General features: G+C 70.7%; 19 protein-coding genes. 5 read left to right on the top strand and 14 right to left on the bottom strand.

The window, feature by feature from the left end; genetic code table 11:
- Window positions 1–24: 24 nt before the first annotated feature.
- The gene (hisC, locus tag WMF19_RS50245) at window positions 25–1,107 is read left to right on the top strand and encodes a histidinol-phosphate transaminase (RefSeq protein ID WP_437896870.1); all 1,083 of its coding nucleotides are present in this window, start codon (window positions 25–27) and stop codon (window positions 1,105–1,107) included.
- Window positions 1,108–1,123: 16 nt separating this feature from the next.
- On the opposite strand, the gene WMF19_RS50240 is transcribed toward hisC, so the two are convergent.
- Window positions 1,124–1,843 carry a hypothetical protein gene (locus WMF19_RS50240; protein ID WP_437896869.1) on the bottom strand — a complete coding sequence of 240 codons (720 nt, stop codon included), beginning with the start codon at window positions 1,841–1,843 and terminating at the stop codon, window positions 1,124–1,126.
- 352 nt (window positions 1,844–2,195) lie between these two features.
- Window positions 2,196–3,389, bottom strand: a complete 1,194-nt coding sequence (locus WMF19_RS50235) for a cytochrome P450 (RefSeq protein WP_437896868.1) — start codon at window positions 3,387–3,389, stop codon at window positions 2,196–2,198.
- Between the two features lie 42 nt (window positions 3,390–3,431).
- Here WMF19_RS50235 and WMF19_RS50230 point away from each other — a divergent pair, with 42 nt between their 5' ends.
- A complete protein-coding gene (locus tag WMF19_RS50230; RefSeq protein ID WP_437896867.1) occupies window positions 3,432–4,178 on the top strand; it encodes a helix-turn-helix domain-containing protein in 747 nt (248 codons plus the stop codon).
- Window positions 4,179–4,277: 99 nt separating this feature from the next.
- The gene (locus tag WMF19_RS50225; RefSeq protein WP_437896866.1) at window positions 4,278–5,450 is read left to right on the top strand and encodes an aminotransferase class V-fold PLP-dependent enzyme; all 1,173 of its coding nucleotides are present in this window, start codon (window positions 4,278–4,280) and stop codon (window positions 5,448–5,450) included.
- Here the strand turns inward: WMF19_RS50225 and WMF19_RS50220 are convergent.
- The 7 genes from WMF19_RS50220 to WMF19_RS50190 all read right to left on the bottom strand — a co-directional run bounded on the left by WMF19_RS50220 (window position 5,396) and on the right by WMF19_RS50190 (window position 16,596).
- Window positions 5,396–6,700 carry a phosphatase domain-containing protein gene (locus tag WMF19_RS50220; protein ID WP_437896865.1) on the bottom strand — a complete coding sequence of 435 codons (1,305 nt, stop codon included), beginning with the start codon at window positions 6,698–6,700 and terminating at the stop codon, window positions 5,396–5,398. The two genes, WMF19_RS50225 and WMF19_RS50220, sit on opposite strands and share 55 nt — an antisense overlap.
- A gap of 108 nt (window positions 6,701–6,808) precedes the next feature.
- Entirely contained in the window at window positions 6,809–8,149 is a 1,341-nt protein-coding gene (locus WMF19_RS50215) for a PAS domain-containing protein (protein WP_437896864.1), read from the bottom strand.
- Between the two features lie 346 nt (window positions 8,150–8,495).
- Window positions 8,496–9,620 carry an alpha/beta hydrolase family esterase gene (locus WMF19_RS50210; protein WP_437896863.1) on the bottom strand — a complete coding sequence of 375 codons (1,125 nt, stop codon included), beginning with the start codon at window positions 9,618–9,620 and terminating at the stop codon, window positions 8,496–8,498.
- Window positions 9,621–9,696: 76 nt separating this feature from the next.
- Window positions 9,697–10,755 (bottom strand): poly(ethylene terephthalate) hydrolase family protein, encoded by a 1,059-nt coding sequence (locus tag WMF19_RS50205; RefSeq protein ID WP_437896862.1) that lies wholly within the window; start codon window positions 10,753–10,755, stop codon window positions 9,697–9,699.
- A gap of 334 nt (window positions 10,756–11,089) precedes the next feature.
- Complete coding sequence (locus WMF19_RS50200; RefSeq protein ID WP_437896861.1) at window positions 11,090–12,499, bottom strand: c-type cytochrome; 1,410 nt, start codon at window positions 12,497–12,499, stop codon at window positions 11,090–11,092.
- Window positions 12,496–14,844: a PKD domain-containing protein gene (locus WMF19_RS50195; RefSeq protein WP_437896860.1), complete on the bottom strand. Its 2,349-nt coding sequence runs from the start codon at window positions 14,842–14,844 to the stop codon at window positions 12,496–12,498. The genes WMF19_RS50200 and WMF19_RS50195 overlap by 4 nt, the downstream gene beginning before the upstream one ends.
- Window positions 14,845–14,847: 3 nt before the next feature.
- Complete coding sequence (locus WMF19_RS50190) at window positions 14,848–16,596, bottom strand: Ig-like domain-containing protein (protein WP_437896859.1); 1,749 nt, start codon at window positions 16,594–16,596, stop codon at window positions 14,848–14,850.
- 402 nt (window positions 16,597–16,998) lie between these two features.
- On the opposite strand from WMF19_RS50190, the gene WMF19_RS50185 reads away from it, so the two are divergent.
- Entirely contained in the window at window positions 16,999–18,300 is a 1,302-nt protein-coding gene (locus WMF19_RS50185; protein WP_437896858.1) for a glycoside hydrolase family 43 protein, read from the top strand.
- Between the two features lie 58 nt (window positions 18,301–18,358).
- Here the strand turns inward: WMF19_RS50185 and WMF19_RS50180 are convergent, their stop codons facing one another.
- The 4 genes from WMF19_RS50180 to WMF19_RS50165 form a co-directional block, all read right to left on the bottom strand.
- The gene (locus WMF19_RS50180; protein ID WP_437896857.1) at window positions 18,359–19,744 is read right to left on the bottom strand and encodes a phosphatidylglycerol lysyltransferase domain-containing protein; all 1,386 of its coding nucleotides are present in this window, start codon (window positions 19,742–19,744) and stop codon (window positions 18,359–18,361) included.
- Window positions 19,745–19,848: 104 nt separating this feature from the next.
- Window positions 19,849–20,841, bottom strand: coding sequence for a hypothetical protein (locus tag WMF19_RS50175; RefSeq protein WP_437896856.1), 993 nt, complete (start codon window positions 20,839–20,841; stop codon window positions 19,849–19,851).
- A complete protein-coding gene (locus WMF19_RS50170) occupies window positions 20,838–21,428 on the bottom strand; it encodes an RNA polymerase sigma factor (RefSeq protein ID WP_437326513.1) in 591 nt (196 codons plus the stop codon). Before WMF19_RS50170 ends, WMF19_RS50175 begins: the two co-directional genes overlap by 4 nt.
- A 409-nt stretch (window positions 21,429–21,837) precedes the next feature.
- A complete protein-coding gene (locus WMF19_RS50165) occupies window positions 21,838–22,077 on the bottom strand; it encodes a helix-turn-helix transcriptional regulator (RefSeq protein ID WP_437896855.1) in 240 nt (79 codons plus the stop codon).
- A gap of 451 nt (window positions 22,078–22,528) precedes the next feature.
- Between WMF19_RS50165 and WMF19_RS50160 the strand changes: the two genes are divergently transcribed.
- Window positions 22,529–23,224 (top strand): HAD family hydrolase, encoded by a 696-nt coding sequence (locus tag WMF19_RS50160; RefSeq protein ID WP_437326511.1) that lies wholly within the window; start codon window positions 22,529–22,531, stop codon window positions 23,222–23,224.
- A gap of 119 nt (window positions 23,225–23,343) precedes the next feature.
- Here the strand turns inward: WMF19_RS50160 and WMF19_RS50155 are convergent, their stop codons facing one another.
- A complete protein-coding gene (locus tag WMF19_RS50155) occupies window positions 23,344–24,063 on the bottom strand; it encodes an RNA polymerase sigma factor (RefSeq protein WP_012241508.1) in 720 nt (239 codons plus the stop codon).
- Window positions 24,064–24,098 lie beyond the last annotated feature (35 nt).

Below are 24,098 nucleotides of genomic sequence, written 5' to 3'. Positions count from 1 at the left end.
CCAAGGTGTGATAGGGTGCGCGCTATGTCTGCGATAGTCCTGCCCTCTGTCGAGCTGCTTTCGCCGTACGAGACAGGGAAGCCCCTCGACGAGCTCGCGCGCGAGCTCGGCGTGACGGACGCCGTGAAGCTCGCCTCGAACGAGAACCCGCTCGGCCCGAGCCCGCGCGCCCTCGAGGCGGCGCGCCAGGCGCTCGCGAACGTGCACCTCTACCCGGACGGCGCGGCCTACCGGCTGCGCGAGCGGCTCGCGGCGGTCCACGGCGTCACGATGGAGGAGATCGTCCAGGGAAACGGCTCGAACGAGCTCCTCGACCTGATCGTGCACACCTTCGCGACGCCCGGGTCGCACATCGTGTTCGCCGACCCGGCCTTCGTCGTCTACAAGCTCGCCGCGCTCGCCTACGGCGTCCCGTTCACGGCCGTCCCGCTGCGCGACCTGCGGCACGACCTCGAGGCCATGACCGCGGCCGTCACGCCGAAGACGCGCCTCCTGTTCATCGCGAACCCGAACAACCCGACGGGCACGCACGTGGGCCGCGGCGCGGTCGAGCGCCTGCTCAGGGAGGTCCCGCCCGAGGTGATCGTGGTCATGGACGAGGCGTACATCGAGTACACGGACGCGCCGGACTTCCCGGACTCCCTGCGCCTCCGCGGGCTCCGCGAGCGGCTGCTCGTGCTCCGCACCTTCTCGAAGATCTACGGCCTGGCGGGCTTCCGCGTCGGCTACGCCGTGGGCCCGGCCCCGCTCATCGACTACATCAACCGGGTGCGCGCGCCGTTCAACGTGAGCGCGCTGGCGCAGGCGGCCGCCGTCGCGGCGCTCGACGACGCCGAGCACATCGAGAAGAGCCGCGCGCTGAACCTCCGCGAGCGCGACCGGCTCACGCGCGAGCTCACGCGGCTCGGGCTGTCGGTGGCGCCGAGCCAGGCGAACTTCGTGCTCGTGGACGTCGGGCGGCCGGCGCGCCCGGTGTACGACGCCCTGCTCCGGAAGGGCGTCATCGTGCGGCCCTTCGGCAACCTGCCGACGAGCCTGCGGGTCACCGTCGGCACCGAGCGCGAGAACCAGCGATTCCTCGACAGCCTGTCCGACGTGCTGGCCTGACCCGGCGAGCGGCGCGCTACCCGCGCTTCGCCTCCGGCGGCGCGCAGCGCACTGCAGCGCGCAGCATGCCGCCGAGGCGCAGCGGCACGAGCGTGATGAGCCCGCGCTCCTCCACAGCGCCGGGGCGCGCCGAGGGGTTCTCGTAGACGTGCAGGAAGTCGCAGCCGCCCGCCGGCTCGGCCGCCGTCTGCCCGACCTCGAAGACGAACGGGCCACCTCGATCGTTCGCCTCCGGGTCGAACGAGGAGGCGAGCCTGGACATGAGCTCGTCGGCGCCCTCCGGCGGGCTCGTGCGCGCGATGTCGACGAAGCGCGAGAACAGCGCGTAACTCGACGGGTGAGCCACCGAGCACAGGCAAAACACGGGTCGACCCGGGTGGGCGAGCATGTACCGGATCAGGCGCAAAAGGACGTGGCGGAGGACGTCATCGTCGCCGGCGTGCTCGCCGAGCGCCCCGGACTCGCCACGGAAGATCGCGACCTGCGGGCCGGAAGGCTCCGGATCCATGATCTGAACCGCGAAGTAGCCGGTGATCTGGCTGTCAGCGCCCCTGTGGACCACGACGGCGCCGTGCTCCGCGCCAGCGTCGATGACGTGGGTGGCGAAGCTCTTCTCCCTCTGCGCGCCCTCGAAGATCACGCGGCGTAAGCCATAGAGCTCGTCGATGAGCTGCTGTCTCTGATCCCAGGACATCTCACGTGGAACAAAAACCTCGACGGAGGTCTGGTCTTTCATCGAATCCTCCATGCCTGCCCATCCCATCGCCGACCTCGGCCGCGGGACGGCGGTCCGCCGGGCGCCGTCAGCGCCGCTCATGCTGTCGACGCCAGCGGCATCAGCGCGTCAGCGCGTCAGCGCGTCAGCGCGTCAGCGCGTCAGCGCCATCCGATTCAGCAATGGTGGTGCCACCGGTGGGAAGAGCGGCGACGACGCCGCAGCGGTCATCGCCGGCGTCCGAGCCGCGCGCGCCGCGCCCGCCTGGGCTCGGCGACGCGGCGGATTCAATCGCCTGGCGCGGTACAGCGGCCGCGTTCGCCGGAGCGCGCTGCGGAGCAGGTGAGGCCGGCGGGCATCAGGCCGGCGAGCATCAGCTCGGAGCGCCGCCGAGGCGCGGCCCAGGCGTGAAGCGGATCGGCAGGCGGGTCGGGCCGTGCACGTGGATCGCCCGGCGCGGCTCCCACGGCGCGTCGCTCGCGAGCTCGAGGCCGCCGAGCCGCGCGACCAGATCGGAGAGCGCGACCCTGGCCTCGAGGCGCGAGAGCGGCGCCCCGATGCAGAAGTGGATGCCGTGCCCGAACGCGATGTGCGGGTTGGGATCCCGCGCGATGTCGAAGCGACCAGCGTCGCGAAATTGCACCGGATCTCGGTTCGCGGCGCCGATCATCGCCAGCACCGCCTTGCCGGCCGGGATCACCTTTCCGTGCATCGGGACATCGCGCCTCGCCACGCGGAACATCGCCTGGACCGGCGAGCGGTAGCGCAGGACCTCCTCGATCGCGGAGGGCAGCAGATCGGGCGCGGCCCGGAGACGGGCGAGCTCGTCCGGGTTCTCGAGGAAACACAGCATCGCATTGCCGATCAGGTTCGTTGTCGTCTCGTGGCCTGCCACGAGGAGGAGCTGGAAGAAGCCCAGGATCTCGTCCTCGTTCAACCGCTCTCCGTCCACCTCGGCCTCGACGAGCCTGGTCAGGAGATCATCCTCCGGCGCCGCCCGCCGTTGCTCGATGAGGCCTCTCAGGTAGGCCTGCATCTCGGCCGTCACCGCGGTGAACTCGACGAGCGCCCGGGCCGCCTCCTCGCTGCCGGAGACCGTGGTGCTGAGGTCCAGGATCGCGTCGCTCCAGCGTCTGAACCGCGGCTGGTCCGCAATCGGGGCGCCGAGCATCTCGGCGATCACCAGGAGGGGGAGCGGGACCGTGTAGTCCTCGGCGAGGTCCATCTGGCCGCTCTCGATCGTCCGGTCCAGGAGCTCGCGCGACAGCCGGCGGATGCGCGGCTCGAGCCCCGCGACCGCGCGCGGGGTGAAGGCCCGCATGACGATCGCGCGCAGCTTGGTGTGGCGCGGAGGGTCCGAGAAGATGAGCCACTCGGCGGTCCTGGTGCCCGGCGGCGACACGACCGAGCTGAACGCCTCGTGATCGTGGAGCGCCCGCTTCACGCCCTCGTAATCGAAGATCATCCACGCGTCGGACGGCGGGTAGTGGAGCACGGGAGAGCGGCTCCGGAGCTGGTCGTACACGGGGTAAGGGTTGCGGCGCATCTCTTCCGAGAACAGGTCCATCGCTCACGACCTCCAGCGGAGGCCAGGGTAGGATCGGGGGTCGTGGGCCGCTTGAACGAATCCCGGATCGGCGCCGTGATCGCCGACGCCTTCGCGGTGCGCGCCTCGACGGCGATGAGGTCGACGCTCCACGCCGAGCACGGCGCGGCGATCCTGGTGGGGATCGAGCGCGAGGTGACCGTGACCGAGCCGGGCGGCGCGGTCGTGCGCGGGCGCGCGGTCGTGGTGCCCCCCGACCTGTGGCACGCCGCCGCGAGCCCTGGACCGACGCTCGGGTTCCTGTACGACCCGCAGGAGATGCCGCACGTGGCGGGTCATCCGCGCCTGCGCGGCGGCCCCTGTCCGCTCGAAGGCCGGCTCCTCTCGCGCCTCGACGGGGCCGTGGCGGCGCACCGAGCGTCCCTGTCGCGCCCCGACGTGCTCGACGGCCTCGCGCGCGAGGTCGCGTCCTGGCTCGCGAGGGAGTCGCCGCGCCGCGCCCTGGATGGGCGGGTCGCCCGCGTCCTGGAGGCGCTGCGCGAGCCGGCCGCGGACCGGCGCCTCGCGGTCTCGCGCGCCGGCATCTCCGAGGCGCACCTGCAGGCGCTGTTCGTGCGCGACGTGGGGCTGCCCATCCGCACGTTCCAGCTCTGGCGCCGGCTGCTCTTCGCGCTCGGGGCGTTCGCGCGCCTCGACGCCACGGGCGCCGCCCACGCCGCGGGCTTCGCCGACCTCGCGCACTTCTCGCGGACCTGCCGCCGCATGCTCGGCTACTCCCCGAGCGAGCTGCGCAGCGGGCTGATGGAATAGCCCTCACCGCGCTTCACCGGCGAGCTGCCGCCGGCGGCCGCCGCGATTGACGTGGAGCTGCCCAGCCGGCAGCGTGTCGGCCTCTCGAGGAGATGACTCATGACGATGGATATCGCCGCGCTGCGCCGCGACACCCCCGCCTGCGCCAGCGTCCTGCACTTCAACAACGCGGGTTCCTCGCTGCCTCCCGCCGTGGTGGTCGACACGGTGGTCGAGCACCTGCGCCGCGAGGCGGCCGTCGGCGGCTACGAGGCCGAGGAGGAGGCGGGCGCGCGGCTCGAGGCGGTCTACGGCTCGATCGCCCGGCTGATCGGCGCGGCGCCCGACGAGATCGCGCTCGTCGAGAACGCCACGCGCGCCTGGGACATGGCGTTCTACTCCCTCCGCTTCGGCCCGGGGGATCGCATCCTGACCGCGCGGACCGAGTACGCCTCGAACTACATCGCGTTCCTGCAGGTCGCGCGGCGCACCGGCGCGGAGATCGTCCCGATCCCGAGCGATGAGCGCGGCGCGGTGTCGCTGCCCGCGCTCGATCGCCTGATCGACGAGCGGGTCAAGCTGATCGCCATCACCCACGTCCCCACGAACGGCGGGCTGATCAACCCGGCGGAGGAGATAGGCCGCCGCGCCCGGTCGGCGGGCGTGCCCTTCCTGCTCGATGCGTGCCAGTCGGTCGGGCAGCTGCCGCTCGACGTCGAGGCGATCGGCTGCGATCTCCTGTCGGCGACGGGGCGCAAGTACCTGCGCGGGCCGCGCGGCACCGGCTTTCTCTATGTCCGGCGCGCGCTGCTCGACCGGCTGGAGCCGCCGTTCCTCGATCTCCACGCGGCCCGCTGGACGGCGCCGGACCGCTACGAGCTGCGGCCCGACGCCCGGCGGTTCGAGAACTGGGAGAGCTACGTCGCCGGCCGGCTCGGGCTCGGCGCGGCCGCGGAGTATGCGCTCCGGCTGGGTCTGCCGGCGATCCGCGACCGGGTAGGTGCGCTGGCCGAGCGCCTGCGCGCGCGGCTCTCCGAGATCCCTGGTGTCACCGTGCGCGACCTCGGCGAGCGGCGCTGCGGCATCGTGACCTTCACCAGGGCCGGCGAGGACGCCGCGGCCATCAAGGCGCGGCTCGGCGCCCAGGCGATCCACGTCAGCGTGTCGACCGCCGCCGGGACGCTGCTCGACTTCGAGGATCGCGGGATTCCCGATCTGGTGCGCGCCTCGGTCCATTATTACAACGACGAATCCGAGATCGACCGCTTCGTCGCCGCGCTCACCGCGGCCTGATCCATGTGCAGCGCCTCGTTCAGCCGGGCGACGTCCCGCGCCATCTCGCGGCGGCGCGCCTCCTGGTCCGCCTGCGACGGGAACGGGATCGCGGCGAACGCCGCAATCGCGGCCTCGGCCACGCGCGCCGCGCCCTCGGGGCCGAGGAGGCCGCGCTCGAGGGCCGTGAGCGCGGCGCCGATGTACGTATCGAACAGGTGAACGCCCGAGGTCGCGAGCTCCCTCCGCGCGAGATCGGGTGTCGCGACCACGTCGTGAATGAAGACCGCTCTCACCGCCTCCGAGGCGAGCTCGAGCATGCGCTGGCCAAAGTGGATATCGCCCTGCCCGCTGTCGCCGACGAAGACGAAATCGTACTCCGGGTACAGCCGCCGGTACTCGAGGAAGTTCTCGAGCTTCTTCTCCGCGATCGTGCGGTTGCCGATGAGGCGGGTGAACGAGCCCGTGAGCACGTTGGCGGTGAGCTGACCGCGCTCGGCGAGCGCCTTGATCGTCGCGTCCTCGACGAGGCCGAGGCGATCGCCGGGGCGGGCGGTGACGAACGTCAGATCGCCGGCCCGCCCGGGCGCGGGGCCAGGGCCGCGGTCGAGCTCCGCATAGAACTGCAGGACGCCGGGATAGACGGTCTTCTTCGGGTACCGGGCGTCCTTCCAGTTCGCATAGAACGTGTCGTCGATATCGGACAGGATCTTCACCTCGCGCACCGACACGGAACCTGAAGCAGAGAGAGCGTCAGACGCCGAGGCCGCCTCCCGCGCGAAGTGCGCGAGGAGCTCCTCGCGCAACGCGTCATCATCGATATCGTGGTAGAAGAGCTGGTGAAGGTCGCGGTAGCCGCCCCGGCCGTCGAGCGCGTTCTTGAGCCGCGTGACGTCCGCGCCGCGCGTGCCGAGCCAGAGGCGGCGCAGCGCCTGCTCGTCGAGGCTGCCCGTGCGGCCGCGCTGCAGCGCCGAGGTGAGCGCCGCGCGCGCCGGGATCCCGAGATCACCGAGGCGCTCGGCGGTCAGGAGCTCGAGCAGCGCCGTGCGGTTGTCGGGGCCGATGAGGCGATCGTCGATGTCTCCCAGCAGGGCGGGCAGATCGAGCTGGAGGAGCAGCTGGTCGAGCTCGATGGCGGTCGATCCCGCGAGGATCTCCAGGATCCGCCGCTCGTCGTCCCGATCGGTGTGGGAGACCATGCGCCGCCGGATCTCGTCGAGCTTCGACAGCACCGACGGGATGGGCGCGTCGGGAGAGGTGTCGATCGTCATGGGGTCCTGACACCGTAACCGATCCGTCGGGCGCTGGTAGGAGCCCGCCGCCGCTTGACGAAGAACACGGATGCCAGGCGGTTCGAGCTTCTGCTCTTCCAGGCGGATTCAGCCTGCTGACCGCTGGTGCCCCGGGTGGCGGAGGGCGTGCGCGATGCCGCTTTGCAGGGTGCCCAGCGTGGTGATACCGGACAGATCCGCGCCGAGGGTGATCAGCGTCTGCGCCACCTCCGGGCGCACGCCGGTGAGCACCACGCGCGTGCCGAGCAGCTGGGCGGCGCGCGCGGTCCGCGTCAGGGCATCGGCGACGTGCTCGTCGACAGCGCGCACGCCGGTGACGTCCAGGATCGCGGTGTGTGCGCTCTGATTGCTGATGCCGGACAGCAGCGTCTCCATGATCTGCGCTGCGCGCGCGCTGTCGATCGTCCCTACGAGCGGCATCGCCACCACCCGGTCGGCGATCGGGATGAGCGGCGTGGACAGCTCCCGGAGGGCCGCCTGCTGGGCGACGATGATCTTCTCCTGCAACGCGGCCCGCTCGGCCTCCGCGTGCCTCAGCGAGGTGATGTTGGTGACGACGCCGCCGAGGCCGACCGGCTCGCCGCGTCCGTCGAGGATCGGGAACTTGACGGTGGAGAAATGAATGCTCGTGTCGCCGAGCAGCAGGCTCTCTTCGTACTGCATCGCCTTCCCCCCGGCCATCACGTCGCGCTCTCTCACCAAGAGGTCCTCGATGGCCTCGGGGGCCAGGGGGCTCAACTCGACTTCATCCTTGCCGATGACCTCGAAGACGTGCCGCTGGAGGACCTCGGCGTGAGCTCGGTTGACGAAGACATAGCGCCCTTCGGTGTCCTTGACGAAGATGGAATTGCGCGAGTGGTCCAGCAGCTGAAGGAGCAGCTGGAGCCGCCCGAGCAGCACGTGCTCCCTCCACGGCGGGTCGCCGGCATCCTCGACGATCGCCGCGATCTCGCGCGCGCCGCCGCGGTCGTCGCGCAGCACCGCGTGGGTCCACCGGAAGAGGCGCGCCTGCCCGTCTTTCGTCGTGCCCTCGCTCGTGGCCGAGGCGAACCGGTTCTCCGTCCAGTCGAGCAGGAGCGCACGCACCGCGTCCGGGGACACGGGATCTGCGCCCACGAGCTCGGAGAGCCTGCGTCCGACGGCCTCGCCCTCGCTCCAGCCGAAAACACGTTCGGCGCCATCGTTCCAGCGCGTCACCGTGCCGTCGGGGCTCCAGTGGATCAGCGCCGGCGCCGGCGTGAGCAGCCACGCCAGCGCGCCGAAGGCCGCGTGAGCGTCCGCGCCCGCCGCGCCGGGCGGCGCCACCCCCTCGGCCGCGCCGCCGCTCGACCGCTCCGCCAGCGCGCTCTCCAGCTCCTCGACGCGCGCGTGCAGCGCTGCGATCTCTGCCCTTAGCCGCCCGATCTCCCCCGATCCCTCATCTGCCATCGGCCGGACGGTATCCACAGCGTGCTCGGCGTTGCAAGCTCGACATCCCCGAAGAGTACGCAAGATCCGTACGCCGGCGCACTACGATACCGCCGGTCGCGACATTCCTCAATCAAGCCTCCGATGGTTGATGGGCTCGTGCCGCCGGTCGGCCGCATCGTCCTCCCCTCGCGCGCTATCGTTCTCCCCTCGCGCGCTATCGTCCTCCCCTCGCGCGCTGCAGAGCGGCGGTCTCCCGCACAGGAGACGGGCCCAGATCGGCGTTTTCGGCGCGCAAGCGCACTCTCGTGCGCTGAGCACCGAAAACGCCGAGGTGGGCCCGTATCCGAAGCGGGTGACCGCCGCTCTAGAATTGACTCAGGAAGGACCAGACTTCCTGGGGCATCCACGACATGTTCTGCCCGGCGTCGTTCGGCGATGGAGTATGGCCGCCGTCGTAATCACACCAGCGGGTGGGATTCCCCTCGGAGCAGCCCTTGTAGTCCGAGCAGGCGTGGCCGCCTCTGGGCGCCTTGGCCAGGGACTCCACCGTGCATCCATTTTGCTTGGCGAAGAAATCGCTGTTGGAGGTCTGTCCGGCCCCGCCGCTCTCCTGCTGGCCGAGCGAAGACATGAAGGGGACCGGCTGGCAGCTCGCGGGCCGGGGGAGACCGCCGCCGGAGTGGACCACCGCGGCGCGGTAAACGTCCGGACGCGCGCAGGCCAGCGTCCACACCATGGCACCTCCCTGGCTGAAGCCTTCGAGCTCGATGCGCGAGGTGTCGATGCAGAGATCGCCTGTGACCTGCTTGAGGATGTCGTCGACGAAGGTCACATCGTCGCCGGCCGACCAGATCCCGCCGACGGCGTCGGGCGCGATGAAGATGGTGCTCCCCTCGGAGAGGGACCAGAGCCCGAAGTACGAGGGCGCAACCTGGCCGCTGTTGCCCGTGGCCCCGTGGAAGGAGAGGATGAGCCGGTACGGGTGGTCGTTGTCGTAATCGTCGGGGACGCGCAGAGCGTATTTGCGGCTCTTCCCGCCGCTCTGCACGGAGCCAGCGCCGTTCTGGAGCGTGCGCGTCTTGCCGCAGCCGGCGGACTTCATCGCGTCACCCCCGCCTCCGCTGCCGCCGGCCCCGGCTGTGCCGGCACCGCCCGCGCCGCCGGCCCCGGCTGTGCCGGCACCGCCCGCGCCGCCGGCGCCACCCGAGTCGGCTCCACCCGAGCCCGCTCCACCCGAGTCCGCTCCACCCGAGCCCGCGGTCGCCCCGTTGCTGCTGGAGGTATTGCCGCTGCTCGTGCTACCGGAAGCCGCGCCACCGCCGGAGCCGCTCGCGGAGGTCTCACCGGCGGCTGATCCGCCGCCATCGGCGTCGTCGCTACAGCCGACGCTGAGCGCGGCGCAGAGGCCCAAGGCGCCCCAGATCGGCCGCAGCCAACGCGAGTGACGGTGCATGCAATCGGAGCTCACGGAGCCAATACTGGACGACATGGGTGCTCTCCTCGGTTGGCATCCAACCCAAGGGGTTACAAGGCAGGCGTGGACGGGCGTCTTTCTCGGCGCGAGGTCATTCCCAGTTCTTGCGCTGGGGATTCACCCAGGGCGAGGTGCACATCACGCAATCATCACCGTAGAAATAGTGCTTCCCACCGGTGTCATTGTAGATCCAGTAACGCAGCCAAGCCACGATCGCTGGCCGCTGGACGCCTCCCACGTCGCGCGTGATGTACCCGTGATCCGCGCCCATCACCGTCGCCAGGAACGTCTGGGTCTGGGACATGTCGTACGTCTTTTGCTGCATCGGAAGCCCGACCGTGTCCTGCGTTCCGCTGGTCTGCAGCATGGGCCCGTGCAGGGCCGCTGTCGCGATGTGGCCGTGGATGGAGACGACGGTGGCCACGGCCTCATGGCCGCCGAGCTCCACGGCGGCGGTGCCGCCGACCGAGTAGCCCATGGAAACGGCATGGCGCACGTCGATCTTGCCCTCGTAGATGCTGCCCGCCTTGCTGTTTTGCGCGATGATCCAGTCGAGCCCCTCGCGCATGGCCGCAAGGTTGTTCGGGGCGTTGGGGCCGCCCGTGAGGAGGTTGGCGCCGACCACCACGAAGCCGTGAGAAGCGAAGTTCGACAGGAGAGCCGTGTAGGCGGTCACCTGCGTATTGATCCCGGGGCCAAAGCTGATCGGCGCATGCAAGAAGCCGTTCTCACCCAGGCGTTCGGGCCTGAAGATCGTGTGGTTTCCGCTGGGCCCCGCGTTCCGCTCCACGGTCGTCGCGAACGGCCCCTCGGCAGAGTAATCCGTGATCGGCGGGAGCGGCGAGCCGCCGGCTCCGCCCGCTCCGGCGCCTCCGTCACCTGCCCCGCCCGTGCCGCCGTCACCTGCTCCGCCCGCGCCCGCTCCGCCCATTCCACCGTCGCTCACGTCGGCGCCGCCGCTGCCGCTGGCAGCGCCACCCGACCCAGCGGTCACGCTGGCCGACGCCCCGCTGGCGGCTGACACGCTCGAGCTGCCCGCGCCCGCGGCTTGCGCCGCGCCGCCGCTCTCTTCGCCGCACGCCAGCATCGCGACGCTCGAGAGCAAGCAGAGGACATGGAAGCGCCTGACGGCTTTCTTTTCGTGGTACACGATGCCCCTCTGGTTGCGTCACGCCAGCGCGAAGCGCTCGCTTCAGGCCGATAAGGATGAAATTGGCAGACTGGTGATTGCCAGACGTTCCGAACCTGGAGCGCGCCCTGATGTCGTCCCCAGCCGAGCCCAACTCCTGCGCTTTTCCCCCTGCGTGCGCCTCGTCTGGAACATTGGCGCGACCGTGGATGGTGAACGCGCAGGAGGACGCGGGGCCCGATGCGCGTGATGGCCTACCCAGGGCAAGGCAGAAGAAGTTCTGGAGCGATCAATGTGAACGCTCACACAGCCGGCGTCAATCACAAACTGGCGCGCGGCGGCTACGCGGACGGCGCTACTTGGCCAGCTCTTCGATGGCGGCGGCGAGCTCCGCGGGGGGCAGCGCGTCGGCGGCGCGCCACGGCGGCATACGCAGCGGCGAGGTCGCGGGCTCCTGCAAGCGAAAGATGGCCTTGTCCTTCGTCTCTCGAGACATGCCGTCCAGGTTCTTCACGTTGAACTTGGCGCGGTTCAGCGCCGGGTTCCCGCGACCGTCGTGACAGCGCGAGCAGAGCTGCGTCAGCACGGCGCGCCCGCTCGCTCCCGGCGGCGGCACCAGGCCGAGCTTCACCTTCGCGTCCGCGGAGAACAGGTCGCGCAAATCGAGCAGGGACTGTCGCGGGGCCGCGCCCGTCACCACGTCGAGGTAGGACCTCGTCCGCTCCGCGCGGAGCGCGGGATCCGTCACGTCCACGAGCGGGTAAGGCACCGAGATCGAATCACCCGCCAGCGACACGGCGAACTGCTTCTCCCAGATCGCGCTCGACGAGCCGGCCTTGGCCTCGGCCTCGATGCGCGGGTCGAACGCGTTCGGCTGCGCCGCCTGGCCTTCGGCCACGAGCAACGCCTCGAGCTGCGCGCCGCTGCCCTCGTCGATGGCGTTCTGGATGGCCGCGATGGGGATGCCGCCGTACTGCGCGTCCCGCGCGTGGGCCTCCAGGAACTGCGCCGTGAGCACCCGATCGGACTCCGTGCGCTGCACGAAGCGCTGCGGGAACCAGTGCATCCAGGGGAACTCCAGCTCCTGCATGCGCAAGATCTTCTTCGTGCCGTGTCCGTCGGGCTGATGGCACGAGCGACAGTCGAACGACGTATTCTCGACGTCTTCCTCGCTGTAGATGCTGAACGCGGTCCAGCCGTGCTCTATCTCCTCGGTGAGCAGGCTCGCCAGATCGCAGCCGCCGTCGTAGTCACACTGCCGCTCGAACGTGAACAGGTAGAAGTTGTAGTCGCCGGTCGAGAGGTCGCGGCTCACGACCTCGACGAAGGGCTCGCCGCGAACGAAGCCGAGCGCGGTCATTTCAGCCGGCCTCTCGCGCAGCTCGGTCACGCGCGGAAAGAGGATAAGGCGCGGATTGATGGCGGAGACGGAGCTCTTCACGAGCGAGGTGGAGTTGCCGGTGAGCGCGAAGGCGCGATCTTCGTCGAGCTTCGCGACGCCGAGCAAGCTGGCGAGGTCGGTGATGTTCGGCCGGGGCTCGGCGCACACCGCCTGCCAGAAGCTGTCGCCGCGCGGCGTCGCGCAGAGCGCGCGGTGCTGCGCCTCGCGCCTGGGTAGGTCCGACAGCTCCGGGTCGGGAGCGTTCACGGGCGGCAGCGTGTCCCAGTCGGTCGTCGTCTGGTCAGTCACAGCGCCGCCGCCGATCTCGCCGACGCACGCCGCCAGCAGCAGCGAGACGAGACACAGGCTCGGCAGGCGCCTCACGTGGCCCTCCCTCGGCGGGCGCCGAACGTCATCAACCCGGCCGCGAGCGCGAACGCCAGGAGCGGCGCGTGGCTGTCGCCGCGCCCGCCCGTCACGCTGCAGCCAAAAAAGCGCTCCTCGCTCGGCTCCTCACCCGCGCCGTCCCCCTCGCTCGGCTCCAGGTCGACGGTGCCGTCCAGCTGCTGCACATAGGCGATGAGCTGCCCGAGCTCGGCTTCGCTGAGCCCGCTGATGAAGGCGTGGCGATCGTCGGGGTTGGCCGTGACGAGGACGTCGCGCAGCGTCGGCGCGGAGCCGTCGTGCAAGTACGGCGCCGTCTCCCACACGCCGTTCAGCGTCGGCGTGTCGATGCCGAGCAGCGGCTCGCCGGCGCGCATCCCGGAGGACGGCTTCACGGTGCCCACGTCGTGCAGCTTGCCGCGCGCGCTGTCGGTCCCGTCGGGCCCCGTGTGGCAGAAGTCGCAGCCCAGGCGCTTGAAGATGGCGCGACCCGCGACGCCGTCCTCGGTGAGCGAGCCGTCGGGGTTGCGAAAGGGGCTCGGCCGGTACGTGTCGAGCGAGCCGAGGAACGCCGCCAGCGCGTCGAGCTCGGGGCTCAGGCCGGCCTTCTTGTCTCCGCGCGGCGTGCCGACCGTCCCCACGGCGAGCTGCTCGGCGGCCAGAAAGCCCTTCCCGCCGAACAGGTGGCGGATGTTGTCGTCCGAGTCCTGGATCTCGTCGAAGCTGCCGCTCCAGTTGACGTTGCCGTGGCCCGTGCCGCGCCGCCCCAGCAGCGAGACGGTGTTGCGGAGCCCCTCCCCCGCGCTGCCGAAGTCCCAGACTCGCCCGTCCTCCGCGCCGTCGAAGTGACACGAAGCGCAGCTGATGTAGCCCTGGTCGCTCATGCGGATATCGGCCGAGTTGAAGAACAGCTGCTTGCCGCGCAAGACCTGCGGGTCGAGCTTCTCCACGGCGACCGTCGGGATCTCGGCCAGCTTCTTGGTGATGAGGTCATGCGAGCTGACGATGTCGGCGACGTCGTAGACCGTCACCGTGCGGCTGAGCGACGCGTGCACGAACAGCTTGTTGGTTTCGGTCAGCGCCAGGCCGCGCGGCGCGAAGCCCGCCTCTTTCAGCGCGGTCACGAACTCGCCCGTGTAGGCGTCGCGGACCTCCACCAGGGCCGAGCCGGCGACGCTGATGAACGCATAGTCGCCGAGCGGCGTGAACACGACCTGGTTCGGCAGGTTGCGATCGTCCAGATCGATGCGCCGCGCGACGTCCTCGGCGCCCTCCGCGAGGTTCAGCAGCGCCACGAGCGGACGTACCGTGTTGTCGTCGGTGAGGTCGAGCCCATCGCGAAATGGACCACGAAAGATGTTGTCCTTCTTGCCCGGCACCCACGCGAACGAGCCGTCGGGCGAGAGCCCCACCGAGAACAGGTAGTTCGGCAGGCCGCGCCCTTGTTGGTCCGTGTCCTCCGTCGTGGTGTCCGCGGCGAGCGCGAAGCGCGTGCTCACCTGGAAGGTCGCCGCGTCGATGCGCGCCACCTCGCCGTGGCTGTCCTCGGAGAGGAAGCGCGTGACGTAGATCTGCGAGCCGTCGTGCGACACCGAGACGCCCCGCGGCGTACCGCCGAGCGAGAGCTCGGCCACGACGGCGCCGCTCGCCACGTCCAGCTTCAGCACCTTGCCGACCGCCATCAGCGTCACGTACGCGGCGTCCCCGGTCGGGCTGATCGCGAGGCCCATCGGTTGCGACGCGTACGGCAGCGCGATCTCGCGCTCCACCGAGAGCGAGGCGGTGTCGAGGACGGAGACTGAGCGCGCATCCCGGTGCAGCACCCACAGCGTGCCTTGCGCGGTGAGCGCGAGCCCGACCGGGCCGCGCGCCACCGGCACCTCCGCGACCTTGGTCAGCGCGCTCGCGTCGAGCACGCTCACGCTGTCGTTCTCGTAATTGGCCGTGTAGACCTTCGCGTTCGGCGGGTCGTACACGAGGTCGGTCGAGCCCGCCGCGCTGCCCGTGACGAGCGACCGGTGCGCCGTGTGCACGAACGAGACGCTGGTGAACCCGACATCGTCTTTGACCGTCGCCAGCACCGGGTAGTGGCCGGGAGCGGCGTAGGTGTGCACCTGCTGCACGTCGCCGACCGTGAACTCGGTGCGTGTCTCGTCTCCCATGTCCCAGCGCACCTGAACGGGGCCGACCGCGTCGCCGATCGTCAGGTCGAACGTGACGGCCTCGCCGGCGAGCGAGGGCGCGCGCACGGGGACGCTGGCCGTGACGGCACGCGCCTCGGCCGGCCAGGCCGCCGCCGCGCAGATGCCTCCGAGCAGGCCGAGGAGCTTCGGGAGCGAGCGCATGGCTCAGGGACCGGTCGTGAACGTCGACTTGAACTCAGCCGCGATGCCGTTGCCGACGAGATCCTTCATGCCGTCCTTCGGCAGGACGATCTCGTAGGTCGTGTTCGGCATCAGGTCCTCGTCGGGATCGAAGTTGACGATGCCCATGTACAGGCCGAACTTCCCCTTCAACGGCTGCCCGCCCATCGGCCGTACGATGAAGCTGCCGTGGTGAACCGTGGCGATCTCGACGTTGTCGGTGAGGCTGAGGCCGATGCGCGACTTCCTGGACAGCCCCGTCGCCCCGTTCTTCGGAAGCACCGTGTCGACCGCCGGGGGCGTGGTGTCCGGCTCGGTCGAGTGCGCGGCGATGACCATGCCGCGGTAGGGCAGCTCGTCGTCGGCCAGCACCACCAGGCTGCCGACAGGGATCGAGAACTGGTCGTCGCCGTTCGTGAACTCGAGCCGCCCCCAGACCCGGCTCTTGATCGACATCTTGTGGATGTCGCGCACGTCGATCTTGGAGACGCCGGCGTCCGGCCGCAGGTGACCGAGGAACAGAGTGCCGTCGGAGAAGCTCATGTACTCGGACCCGGCGGGGTAGCCCATGGCCCTGAACGCCGAGTCGGGCAGCGTGGCGATGGGTGAATTGGCCGAGCCGATGTCGGTGGGGTCGGTCAGCACGTCCCACACGCGCAGCGGCGACTGCACGTAGACGTGCTTGCCGTACAGACCGCAGATGTAGCTCTTGCTCGGGGTGATGAAGTCGAGCGCGACCGGGTTCATCGGATCGCTGATGTCCATCGTCGCGATGCCGCCGTTGTCCTTGGGCGTCGTGATGACCAGCGTATTGCCCACGGCCCACAGCGGACCGGCGCTCACGCCGCCGAACTGCGAAATCGGGATCTTCTTGACGAACTTCACGTCCTCGGGATCCGCGGCGTCCAGGATGTGCAGGCCCGTGTTGGTGCCGCCGACGTAGATGACGCTGCCCTGCCAGTACATGCCCCAGACGGCGTCGGTGAAGTCCCCGTATTTGATGCCGTCGAGCTTGACGAGCCTCACGTGACGAGGCGCGCGGGCGTCGGTGACGTCCCAGATGTCGACGCCGGTGCCCGAGGTGGTGACCTGGTAGAACTTGTCGCCATAGCGGCCGAGCGAGGTCTGGTGCGACTCCGCCTCGCCGACGCCCTTGGGCCCTCCCCTGGGATCGAAGCCAGGGCTCTGGAGGCGCGAGAGCATCTTCGGGTTGGTCGGATCGGCGATGTCGTAGAAGACGATCTCGGCGTTGCCGGCGCCCTGAACGTATCCGTTGATGACGATCGGCTGGTTCTGGTGGTGGCCTGCCTCGAGCGTCGGTGACACCAGGCCGTCTCGCCAGTTGTTGCGCGGCAAGTTGACCTTGTTCGCCGGCATTGGCATGTTCGGAATCTTGCCTTCCGGCGCGGTGATCGTGTCCGGGTCGATTCCGCCCGAGCCGCCGCTTCCGGTCGTTGCGCCTCCACCCGAGCCGCTCGTTGCGCCGCCGCTCGTGGCGCTGCTGCTCGTTGCGCCGCCGCTCGTCGCACCGCTGCTCGCGGCGGTGCTGCTCGTGGCGCCGCTGCTCGTGGCTCCTGCCGCCGGTATCGGGGCTGCGCCGCCGCTGCCCGTCACCACGGATGTGGTGTCGCCCGAGCCACCGCCGCCATTTCCTTCCGGTGAGCCGAGGTCCCCGCCGGAACACGCCGCGAGCAGGGCGGCGAACGAAGGAAAGCCGAACCAGCGTAGTCCCATCCTCGTCGAACGCATTCCTGACCTCTTCTGTAGCGTGTGGGTCATGACAGGTGGCCGCCCCGCCGGAGCTTGGAGCCGACAGCACCCATCGCAATCGCGCGGACGCACAGGCACACGAACGCGCGACGCGCCCCCGTCAATGAATCGGTTAAGTATTCGCCAATGTGAGCGCTCACAATTGAGATGTCAAGCGCGATCGGCCGCGCGCGTTTTGACGCGATCCGGCGGCGCGACTCCGCAAGCTGCGGCGCAAAGGATCGCCGGTTTTCGATTGACGCTATAAATGTGAACGCTCACATTGACTGGCCGGAAACCGGACTTCCGGACGGTACAGCTTGGCGTGGTGGTGCTCACCGTCGCCATGGTCGTCGTGTTGGATAGGCGGATGAGGAGGTGCTCGACATGGACTACGCTCGTTCGAAGCTGATTGCTGGTCTTGTACTTTCGGCATGGCTCGGGGCTTGCGGCGGTGGTGAGGAGAAGCCGGACACGGCGGCCTCGGGCCCAGGAACGTCGTCATCGAGCTCCAGCAATAGCTCGAGCAGCAGCGGCGCAGGCGGCAGCGGCGGTGAGGGCGTCAGCAGTGGCACGATGGGCAGCGGCGGCGCGACGGGCAGCGGCGGCGCAGGCGGCAGCGGCGGCGCGACGGGCAGCGGCGGCGCGGACGGCGGCGGCGGCGGCGCAGACAGCACGCCGCCCCCGACAGAGTTCGACAACCCCATCATCAAGTACGATGCGCCAGATCCGACCAGCGGCCCCGGAGACTACATCTTTACCGCGGACGGCGCCGCCATGGCCTGGAACAACAAGGTCTACCTCTATACCGGCCATGACGAGCAGGTCGAGGGTGCAGAGGGCTACCGCATGTTCGACTGGCGGCTGTGGACATCGTCCGACATGATCCGCTGGGAGAACAAGGGCGCGGTGATTCGCTACGATGTGTTCTCCTGGGCTCGCGGCAGCGACTCGACGGGCAACGCCAATGCGGCTCAGGTGGTCGAGCGCGACGACGAGGACGGCAACCCGAAGTTCTACTTCTACGCGCCGGTGCAGGGCGGCCAGTCGGCTTATGGGATCTCGATCGGCGTCGCGGTCGCGGACAAACCGGAAGGACCGTTCAAGGACGCACGGGGGATCCCGCTCGTCTTCCTGGCCGACACCGACGGCACGGCGGACCATTCGTGGCGAAACCTCGATCCGACGGTGTTCGTCGACGACGACGGCCGGGCCTACATGTACTGGGGGAATGGAGTCCTGTACTGGGTCGAGCTCGAGGACGACATGATCCACCTGAAGGGTGAGACCTACACGACCGACGGCGGCGGGAAGATGCAGAACCGCAGCATCGGCAGCGCCCAGATTCACGTGCTCAAGAACATCCCCGGCTACACCGAGGCGCCTTTTCTGTCCAAGCACGGCGGCCTCTATTATTTGACCTACGCTTCGGGGTTCCCGGAAAGCATCTCCTACGCGACAAGCACGTCGCCGGAGGGGCCGTGGCAACATCGGGGCGTCATCCTGGATCCGGTGCCGAACAGCAGCACCATCCACCAGTCGCTCTTCGAGTTCAAAGGGGCCAGCTACCTCACGTACCACGACGCCGCGCTGCCGACCGGCGGCAGCTACCGGAGATCCACCTGCGTCGATCGCGCCTACTACAACGACGACGGGACGATCCGAAGGATCGTCCCGACACACAGGTGATTCGCACGGCGCGAGCCGGCTCTGACGATCCTGGAATAGCCCTCATCGCCGTGAGAGCCTATCCGAGGCGCCGCTCCGGCTTGTGCATCCGCGCGCTCCACAGCAGCGCCGCCGCGACCGCCGGCGCCGCCACCGCCGTCGCCACGACCGCGGCCTCGAACGCCCCCCGCGCCCGCGGCACGTTGAACAGCAGCGCCTGCCCAAGCGTCAGCGCGGCGTCGCAGGTCACCAGCGCGGCCAGCGCCAGCGAGAGCCGCTGCCCGTACCGGCGGCTCAGCCGCAGCATGGCGGGCGCGAGGCCCACGTCGAACGCCACCCACGCCCATTTCACGGCGGGTGACGGGAACCACCGCGCCGCGGGCGCGAGCGCGAGCAGCGCGGTCCACGGGACGAGCAGCCAGCCGAGCACCTCGAAGATCACGGCTGGCCCGCGCAGCAGCGTCGAGAGCCCGAAGCGCAGGAGCCCCCCGCGCGAGAACGCCGCGAGCGTGTCGTAGATGGCGATGAGGCCATGGCCGCCCGGCGGGACCACCAGGTAAATCGGCGCCCATCCATCGGGACGCAGCTTCGCCTTGAACGCGTAAAGCCCCTGGAAATCGTACAGGCGAGCGCCGAGCCGCCGCGCCGCGCGCAGCCCGCGCCGCACAGGCCCGGCGAGCGGCGCGAGGCCGAGCGTCACATACAGGCGCTCCTCCGCCGCGGCGGCGCGCATCGCCTGATCGACGAGCAGCTCCGTGGTGCCGTTCGGCGCGGACGGGTCGCGGAGCAGGTCCTCCAGAAAGAGGCCGCGCCGCGCGTACACGGGCACCGCTGCGAGGAAGCCGACCACGGCGCCTCCGGCCTCCGCCACGACATAGCGCCGCTCGCCCGCGAACGAGAACGGCTCCAGCTGCACGAGGAAGCCCATGGGCGCCATCGGCCGCGACGAGGCCCAGCGCGCCATGAGGCGCTCCACCTCGCCCCGCAGCGGGCTCCCGGGGTCCTCGAGCTCGCCGCGGCTCACCGAGCGCGCGACCACGCCCTTCGCGCGCGCGCGGCGGAGCTGCTCGCGCAGGCTCCGGCTCGACCGGAGCACGCCGCCCCAGCGCGCCGGTTCCCACACCGGCTGCTCGCCGACGAGCATCGCGCTCCACGACACCCGCTCGCAGAACCGCGCCTCCGCGCCGAAGAGGCACGCCCGCCGCCCCTCCGCCGCGGCCGCCTGCACGAACGCCTGCGCGACCTCGGCCAGCTGCTCGGCCGCCGTGATCGGCGCGCCGGCGGCGACCCAGGCGCCGCCGGTATCGACGTAAGCCACGCAGGCGTCGTCGCCATGGAACCAGTAGCGGAAGTCGGACTCCAGGGTCTGGAACGAGGTCGCGTTCCATCCGTGGCGTTTGAGCAACGCAAGGACGCGCTCGCGGTCGGAGCGCTGGTTCGGCGGCGGCACGGTCCGCCGGAGCATACCTCAGGGGCGCGTGGCCGGCGTCGCGCGCGCCCGTGCTCCCCGAGCAACAGCAGCGCATGGACGCGGTCTTCCGCCGCGCGATGGCGAGGCCCCCTCCGGTATCAATCTGCGGGTCCGTTCTTCCGGTGCGCGGACCCTTCGCTCACGCCGAGCCCGGCGGCCGACTCGACGCGATCGGCGTGAGGGCTGCCCGGGTGTGCCTCGAGGAAGCGCCGCGCCGCCGCGTGTGCGCCCGCGCGATCTCCCTTGCGCGCCAGCGCCTCGACGCGGATCGCGGCGGCCTCGTCGGAGAGCTGAGCGCTCGGGAACTCGCGCGCGTGGCGGGCCAGGAGCGCGAGGGCCACCGCCGGATCACCGCGTCGCAGCGCGCGCCGCGCCGTGTCGAGCAGCGCCAGCTCGGCGGCCAGCGTCGGCGCGTTCCTTTCGCGTGCGCGCGGGCCGCTCGCCGCCGCGGCAGCAGGAGCCGTTGCGGCGGGCGCGGCCAGGGGCGGAGCCTCGTCCGCTCGCTCCTCCGGGAAGCGCTCGTGCAGCTCGGCCTCGACCGCGCCATGGGCGCGCGGCGCGACGAGCGCCCCCGGCGCGCTGGCCGCCTCCTGAGCGCGCCTCGCGGGCATCGGCGCGTCGACGTGCGTCCATTCCGCGACCCCGAGCGTGAGGACCCCCGCAAGCGCGCCTATCCCGAGCGCGCTCAAGATCCCGCTCCCGCCCGCCACCTTCAGCGCGGCGCTCGCCCCCGCCGTGGCCGCGCCCCCCGTCGCGGCCGCGCCCCCTGCCCCCGCGCCCGCGCTCCCCGCCGCGGCCGCGCCCCCTGCCCCCGCGCCCGCGCTCCCCGCCGCGGCCGCGCCCCCTGCCACGGCCGCGCCCCCTGCCCCCGCGCCCGCGCTTCCCGCCGCGCCCGCGCTCCCCGTCGCGGCAGCGCCCCCCGTTCCCGCCGCGGCCGCGCCCCCCGTGCCCGTCACAGCCGCCCCGACGCCGACCGCGACCAGCATTCGCCGCGTCAAGCCGCTCGGCGGGCTCTCGTCGAGCGCCGCGCGGAGGAGCGTCGTTCGCAGAGCATCCCCCTTCTGGTCCAGAAGGCGCTCGGGATCGGTCATGGCGATTCACCTCGGAAATGGGCCCGCGCCTCTATCCGCCTCACGGCGGCCTGGAAGTGCTCGCGCGCCCGGCGGAGGCGAGACGCGACCGTGCCTGCCGGAAGATCGAGCAGCGCCGCGATGTCCGCCGTCGTCATCTGCTCCAGCTCGAACAGCACGAAGACAGCGCGCTGCTCGAGGGGCATCGTGTCGAGGATGGCATCGAGCGTCGCGCGGGCGCGAGCGCGATCCATCATCTCCTCGGGGTCCGGCGCCGGGTCGACGCGCTCGCAAGGCGCGTCCTCCAGCACCTCTCGACGCCGCTGCTGTGTCCTCCGGGCGCGCGAGGCGATCCGCAGCGCCGTGCTGAACAGGAACGCGGCCTCCCGGCCCGATTCGATGTCCCCGAGCCGCCGGGCCGCCACGAGGAAGACCTGCTGCGCCGCGTCCTCCGCGTCGGCGCGCGGCAGGCCGAGCCGCACCAGCGAGCGCCAGACGAACGCCGAATAGTCCATCACGAGCCCGGTGAGGCGCCCGGCCGCCGCCCGGCTGTCGGGCGGAACTGCGGCGGGGAGCTGCATCAGGGTCAGCGCTTCACCACGGCTCACGCCTTGTGCAATCTCCGGATCGAGGCGAACCGATCACGAAATCGACAGGCCAGCGCCGAGCAGCAGCACGGGTGACCGCGCGGACCTCGTGGAGAGCTGCACCGGGCGTGCGCCGCGAGCGAGCGCCGCACCAGCGCAAATTGCGGTCCTTAGTGCACATCGACGCGCACGAGCGCGCCGGACGTGGGCTCTCCATACCGCATCCGCGTCACCTCACGCGTTGAGCACGGCCGCGCGCGCCGCGCCTTCGTCGTCGCCGACGCTCGTGATCACAACGACGCTTCCTCTCTTGTGCCCTTGTTCGACACCGGCGTGGGCCTCGGCCATTCGCTCGAGCAGATAGCGTCGATGGATGATCGCGCACCGCGCGCACGCTGCCGCCGGCGCTGGCACCCGACGGGCGCGCGGCTCAACCCCGCTCGCCCGACGCGCCGCCCTTCCACTGAAAGACGTGCTCGAGCGGCACGCCGAAGGCCGCCGCGATGCGGAAGGCGACCTCGAGGGAGGGCGAGTAGCGGCCGTGCTCGATGGCGACGATGGTTTGACGGGTGACGCCGACCTTCTCGGCCAGCTCCGCCTGCGTCATCTCGCTCGCTTGAAACCTCAGCGCGCGAATGACGTTGGTGATCTGAGGCTGCCCCTTGCCCATCGGGCTATCCGATACCGCTCACGGCATCGAGCACCAGCCAGCCCGCGATCAGCGCCTGGCCAGTCAGCAGGATCGCCGCGTTCCATTTCTTGAACGTCATCTCGCCCTCCGAGGCAGCGCGACCTTCCGCAGGAGACGAGCTCCGCCCGCCACACATCCGGCCGCGCATGGCCGGACGCCTGCGCCGCTTCGCGCGCGGCCCTGGCTCTGTTTCCTCGCGGTTTCGCCTCGCTCCGCGCTCGCGGCGCCGACGTCGCGGCCGCGCTGGTTCGAGGTGCCAGCGATCCCTGTCGGGGTTGCTGACACCTCGAACTCGTAACTGACCCGGTGGTCAATGTCAATTTTTTAATACACAGAGTTGTGATTAACGGACACCACGTCCTGTTTCTATGACATCGCGGTGCTCGCCGTACCTTCCGTCAGCGAAGGCGCCGGCGTAGGCTCTGCGGCGATGCTCACTCCCACGGTGGTCGTGTTCGACCTGGACGGCACGCTAATCGACAGCCGGGGCGACATCGTGGCGGCGGTGAACCATGCGCTCGTGGCGACGGGCCGGGCCCCGCTGCCAGGGCAGGTGATCGTCCGGTACGTGGGCGACGGCGCGCGCGCGCTGTGTGCGCGCGCGGCCAGGCTCCCCGAGACCTCCGAGAGCGTCGAGGAGCTCCTCCGGCACTTCCTCGAGTACTACGCGCGGCACCCGCTCGACTTCACGCGCTGGATGCCCGGCGCGCAGGAGATGCTCGAGAGGCTCTCGGACCTCGGCGATCTCGCGCTCTGCATCTGCACGAACAAGCCGCGCTCGACCACCGACGCGGTGCTCGCCGCGCTCGGGGTCGGCGCGCGCTTCCGCGCGGTGGTCGCGGGCGGCGACGTCGCCGACAAGAAGCCGGATCCGGCGCCGCTGCTCCACCTCGCGGCGCGCCTCGGCGTCCAGCCGCACAAGATGGTGATGGTCGGCGACGGCCCCCAGGACATCGAGTGCGCGCGCCGCGCGGGCGCGCGGTCGATCGCCGTCCTCGGCGGCTTCGCGTCGCAAGACGAGCTCCTCGACGCCCGCCCCGACGTGCTCCTCCGTACCATGGGCGAGCTCTGGGACGTCCTCCGCCGCTGGCGCGACGCGACGGTCCGGCTCTCCACCGTTCGTTAGCTGCACACCCGCGCGCGTCGGATCGGCGTGCGCGTCGGATCTGCGCGCGCGGCCGAGCTGCACGCGCGGTCAGCCTCTCTCCCCGCCGCACGCGCAGGACGTCGTCGCCCGCGCGCCCCTCAGGCCGCGACGCCCTCGGCGATCTCGCGCCCGAACGCGGTCGCGTTGAGGATCGCCCGCAGGCGCACGCGCGCCCGGTGGAGCCGCGAGCGGACGGCGCTCTCGCTCACGGCGAGCTTCTGCGCGATCTCCTGGAGGCCGAGGTCCTCGTGGTAGTGCGCGAGCACCACGTCGCGGTAGTCGTCCGGCAGCTCGCAGAGCGCCTCGCGGACGTACGCCTCCCGCTCCGCCGCGGACGCGGCGTCGTCCTCGCCGATCGTGCTGCGCATCGTCGGCAAGAGGCCGAGCTCCTCGAAGTCGAGCCCCTCGACGATGCGCGCGCGCTGCCGCCGCTGCGACCGCATCAGCATGAGCGCCTCGTTCGCCGTCACGCGGAAGAGCCACGTCGTGAAGCTCGAGTCGCCGCGGAACGAGCGGATCGTCCGCACCACCTGCAGCAGCGTCGACTGCACGAGGTCGAGCCGATCCTCGTCGGACACGGGGTAGCGCGCGAGCTGCCGCTCCACGTGCGGGCGGATGAGCCGCGTGAGCTCGTCGAGCGACTCCCGATCACCGTCCTTCGCGCGGCAGATGACCTCGGCTAACGGGCCCGCGCTCGCGGCGCGGGGCGACGGGCGCGACCCGACCGCGCCGGGCGGGGTGAGACCGCACGGCGCCAGAGGAGTCTCAGGCCTGGTGCTGGCGCTCGGTACATCGGTCGGAACGGCGGTCAGAGCCATGAGCCATCTCTCCGTCGAGGGCGCCGCGTGCGCTT

The sequence above is a fragment of the Sorangium sp. So ce124 genome (assembly GCF_051525235.1).
GTDB lineage: Bacteria > Myxococcota_A > Polyangia > Polyangiales > Polyangiaceae > Sorangium > Sorangium atrum.
This window is presented reverse-complemented; position numbering and strand designations above follow the sequence as displayed.

Excerpts from the sequence above, each read along its gene's own strand:
- hisC (WP_437896870.1), top strand. The coding sequence starts at position 25 with ATGTCTGCGATAGTCCTGCCCTCTGTCGAGCTGCTTTCGCCGTACGAG.
- WMF19_RS50240 (WP_437896869.1), bottom strand. The coding sequence starts at position 1,843 with ATGAAAGACCAGACCTCCGTCGAGGTTTTTGTTCCACGTGAGATGTCC.
- WMF19_RS50235 (WP_437896868.1), bottom strand. The coding sequence starts at position 3,389 with ATGGACCTGTTCTCGGAAGAGATGCGCCGCAACCCTTACCCCGTGTAC.
- WMF19_RS50225 (WP_437896866.1), top strand. The coding sequence starts at position 4,278 with ATGACGATGGATATCGCCGCGCTGCGCCGCGACACCCCCGCCTGCGCC.
- WMF19_RS50220 (WP_437896865.1), bottom strand. The coding sequence starts at position 6,700 with ATGACGATCGACACCTCTCCCGACGCGCCCATCCCGTCGGTGCTGTCG.
- WMF19_RS50215 (WP_437896864.1), bottom strand. The coding sequence starts at position 8,149 with ATGGCAGATGAGGGATCGGGGGAGATCGGGCGGCTAAGGGCAGAGATC.
- WMF19_RS50210 (WP_437896863.1), bottom strand. The coding sequence starts at position 9,620 with ATGTCGTCCAGTATTGGCTCCGTGAGCTCCGATTGCATGCACCGTCAC.
- WMF19_RS50195 (WP_437896860.1), bottom strand. The coding sequence starts at position 14,844 with ATGCGCTCGCTCCCGAAGCTCCTCGGCCTGCTCGGAGGCATCTGCGCG.
- WMF19_RS50190 (WP_437896859.1), bottom strand. The coding sequence starts at position 16,596 with ATGGGACTACGCTGGTTCGGCTTTCCTTCGTTCGCCGCCCTGCTCGCG.
- WMF19_RS50185 (WP_437896858.1), top strand. The coding sequence starts at position 16,999 with ATGGACTACGCTCGTTCGAAGCTGATTGCTGGTCTTGTACTTTCGGCA.
- WMF19_RS50180 (WP_437896857.1), bottom strand. The coding sequence starts at position 19,744 with ATGCTCCGGCGGACCGTGCCGCCGCCGAACCAGCGCTCCGACCGCGAG.
- WMF19_RS50175 (WP_437896856.1), bottom strand. The coding sequence starts at position 20,841 with ATGACCGATCCCGAGCGCCTTCTGGACCAGAAGGGGGATGCTCTGCGA.
- WMF19_RS50165 (WP_437896855.1), bottom strand. The coding sequence starts at position 22,077 with ATGGGCAAGGGGCAGCCTCAGATCACCAACGTCATTCGCGCGCTGAGG.
- WMF19_RS50160 (WP_437326511.1), top strand. The coding sequence starts at position 22,529 with ATGCTCACTCCCACGGTGGTCGTGTTCGACCTGGACGGCACGCTAATC.
- WMF19_RS50155 (WP_012241508.1), bottom strand. The coding sequence starts at position 24,063 with ATGGCTCTGACCGCCGTTCCGACCGATGTACCGAGCGCCAGCACCAGG.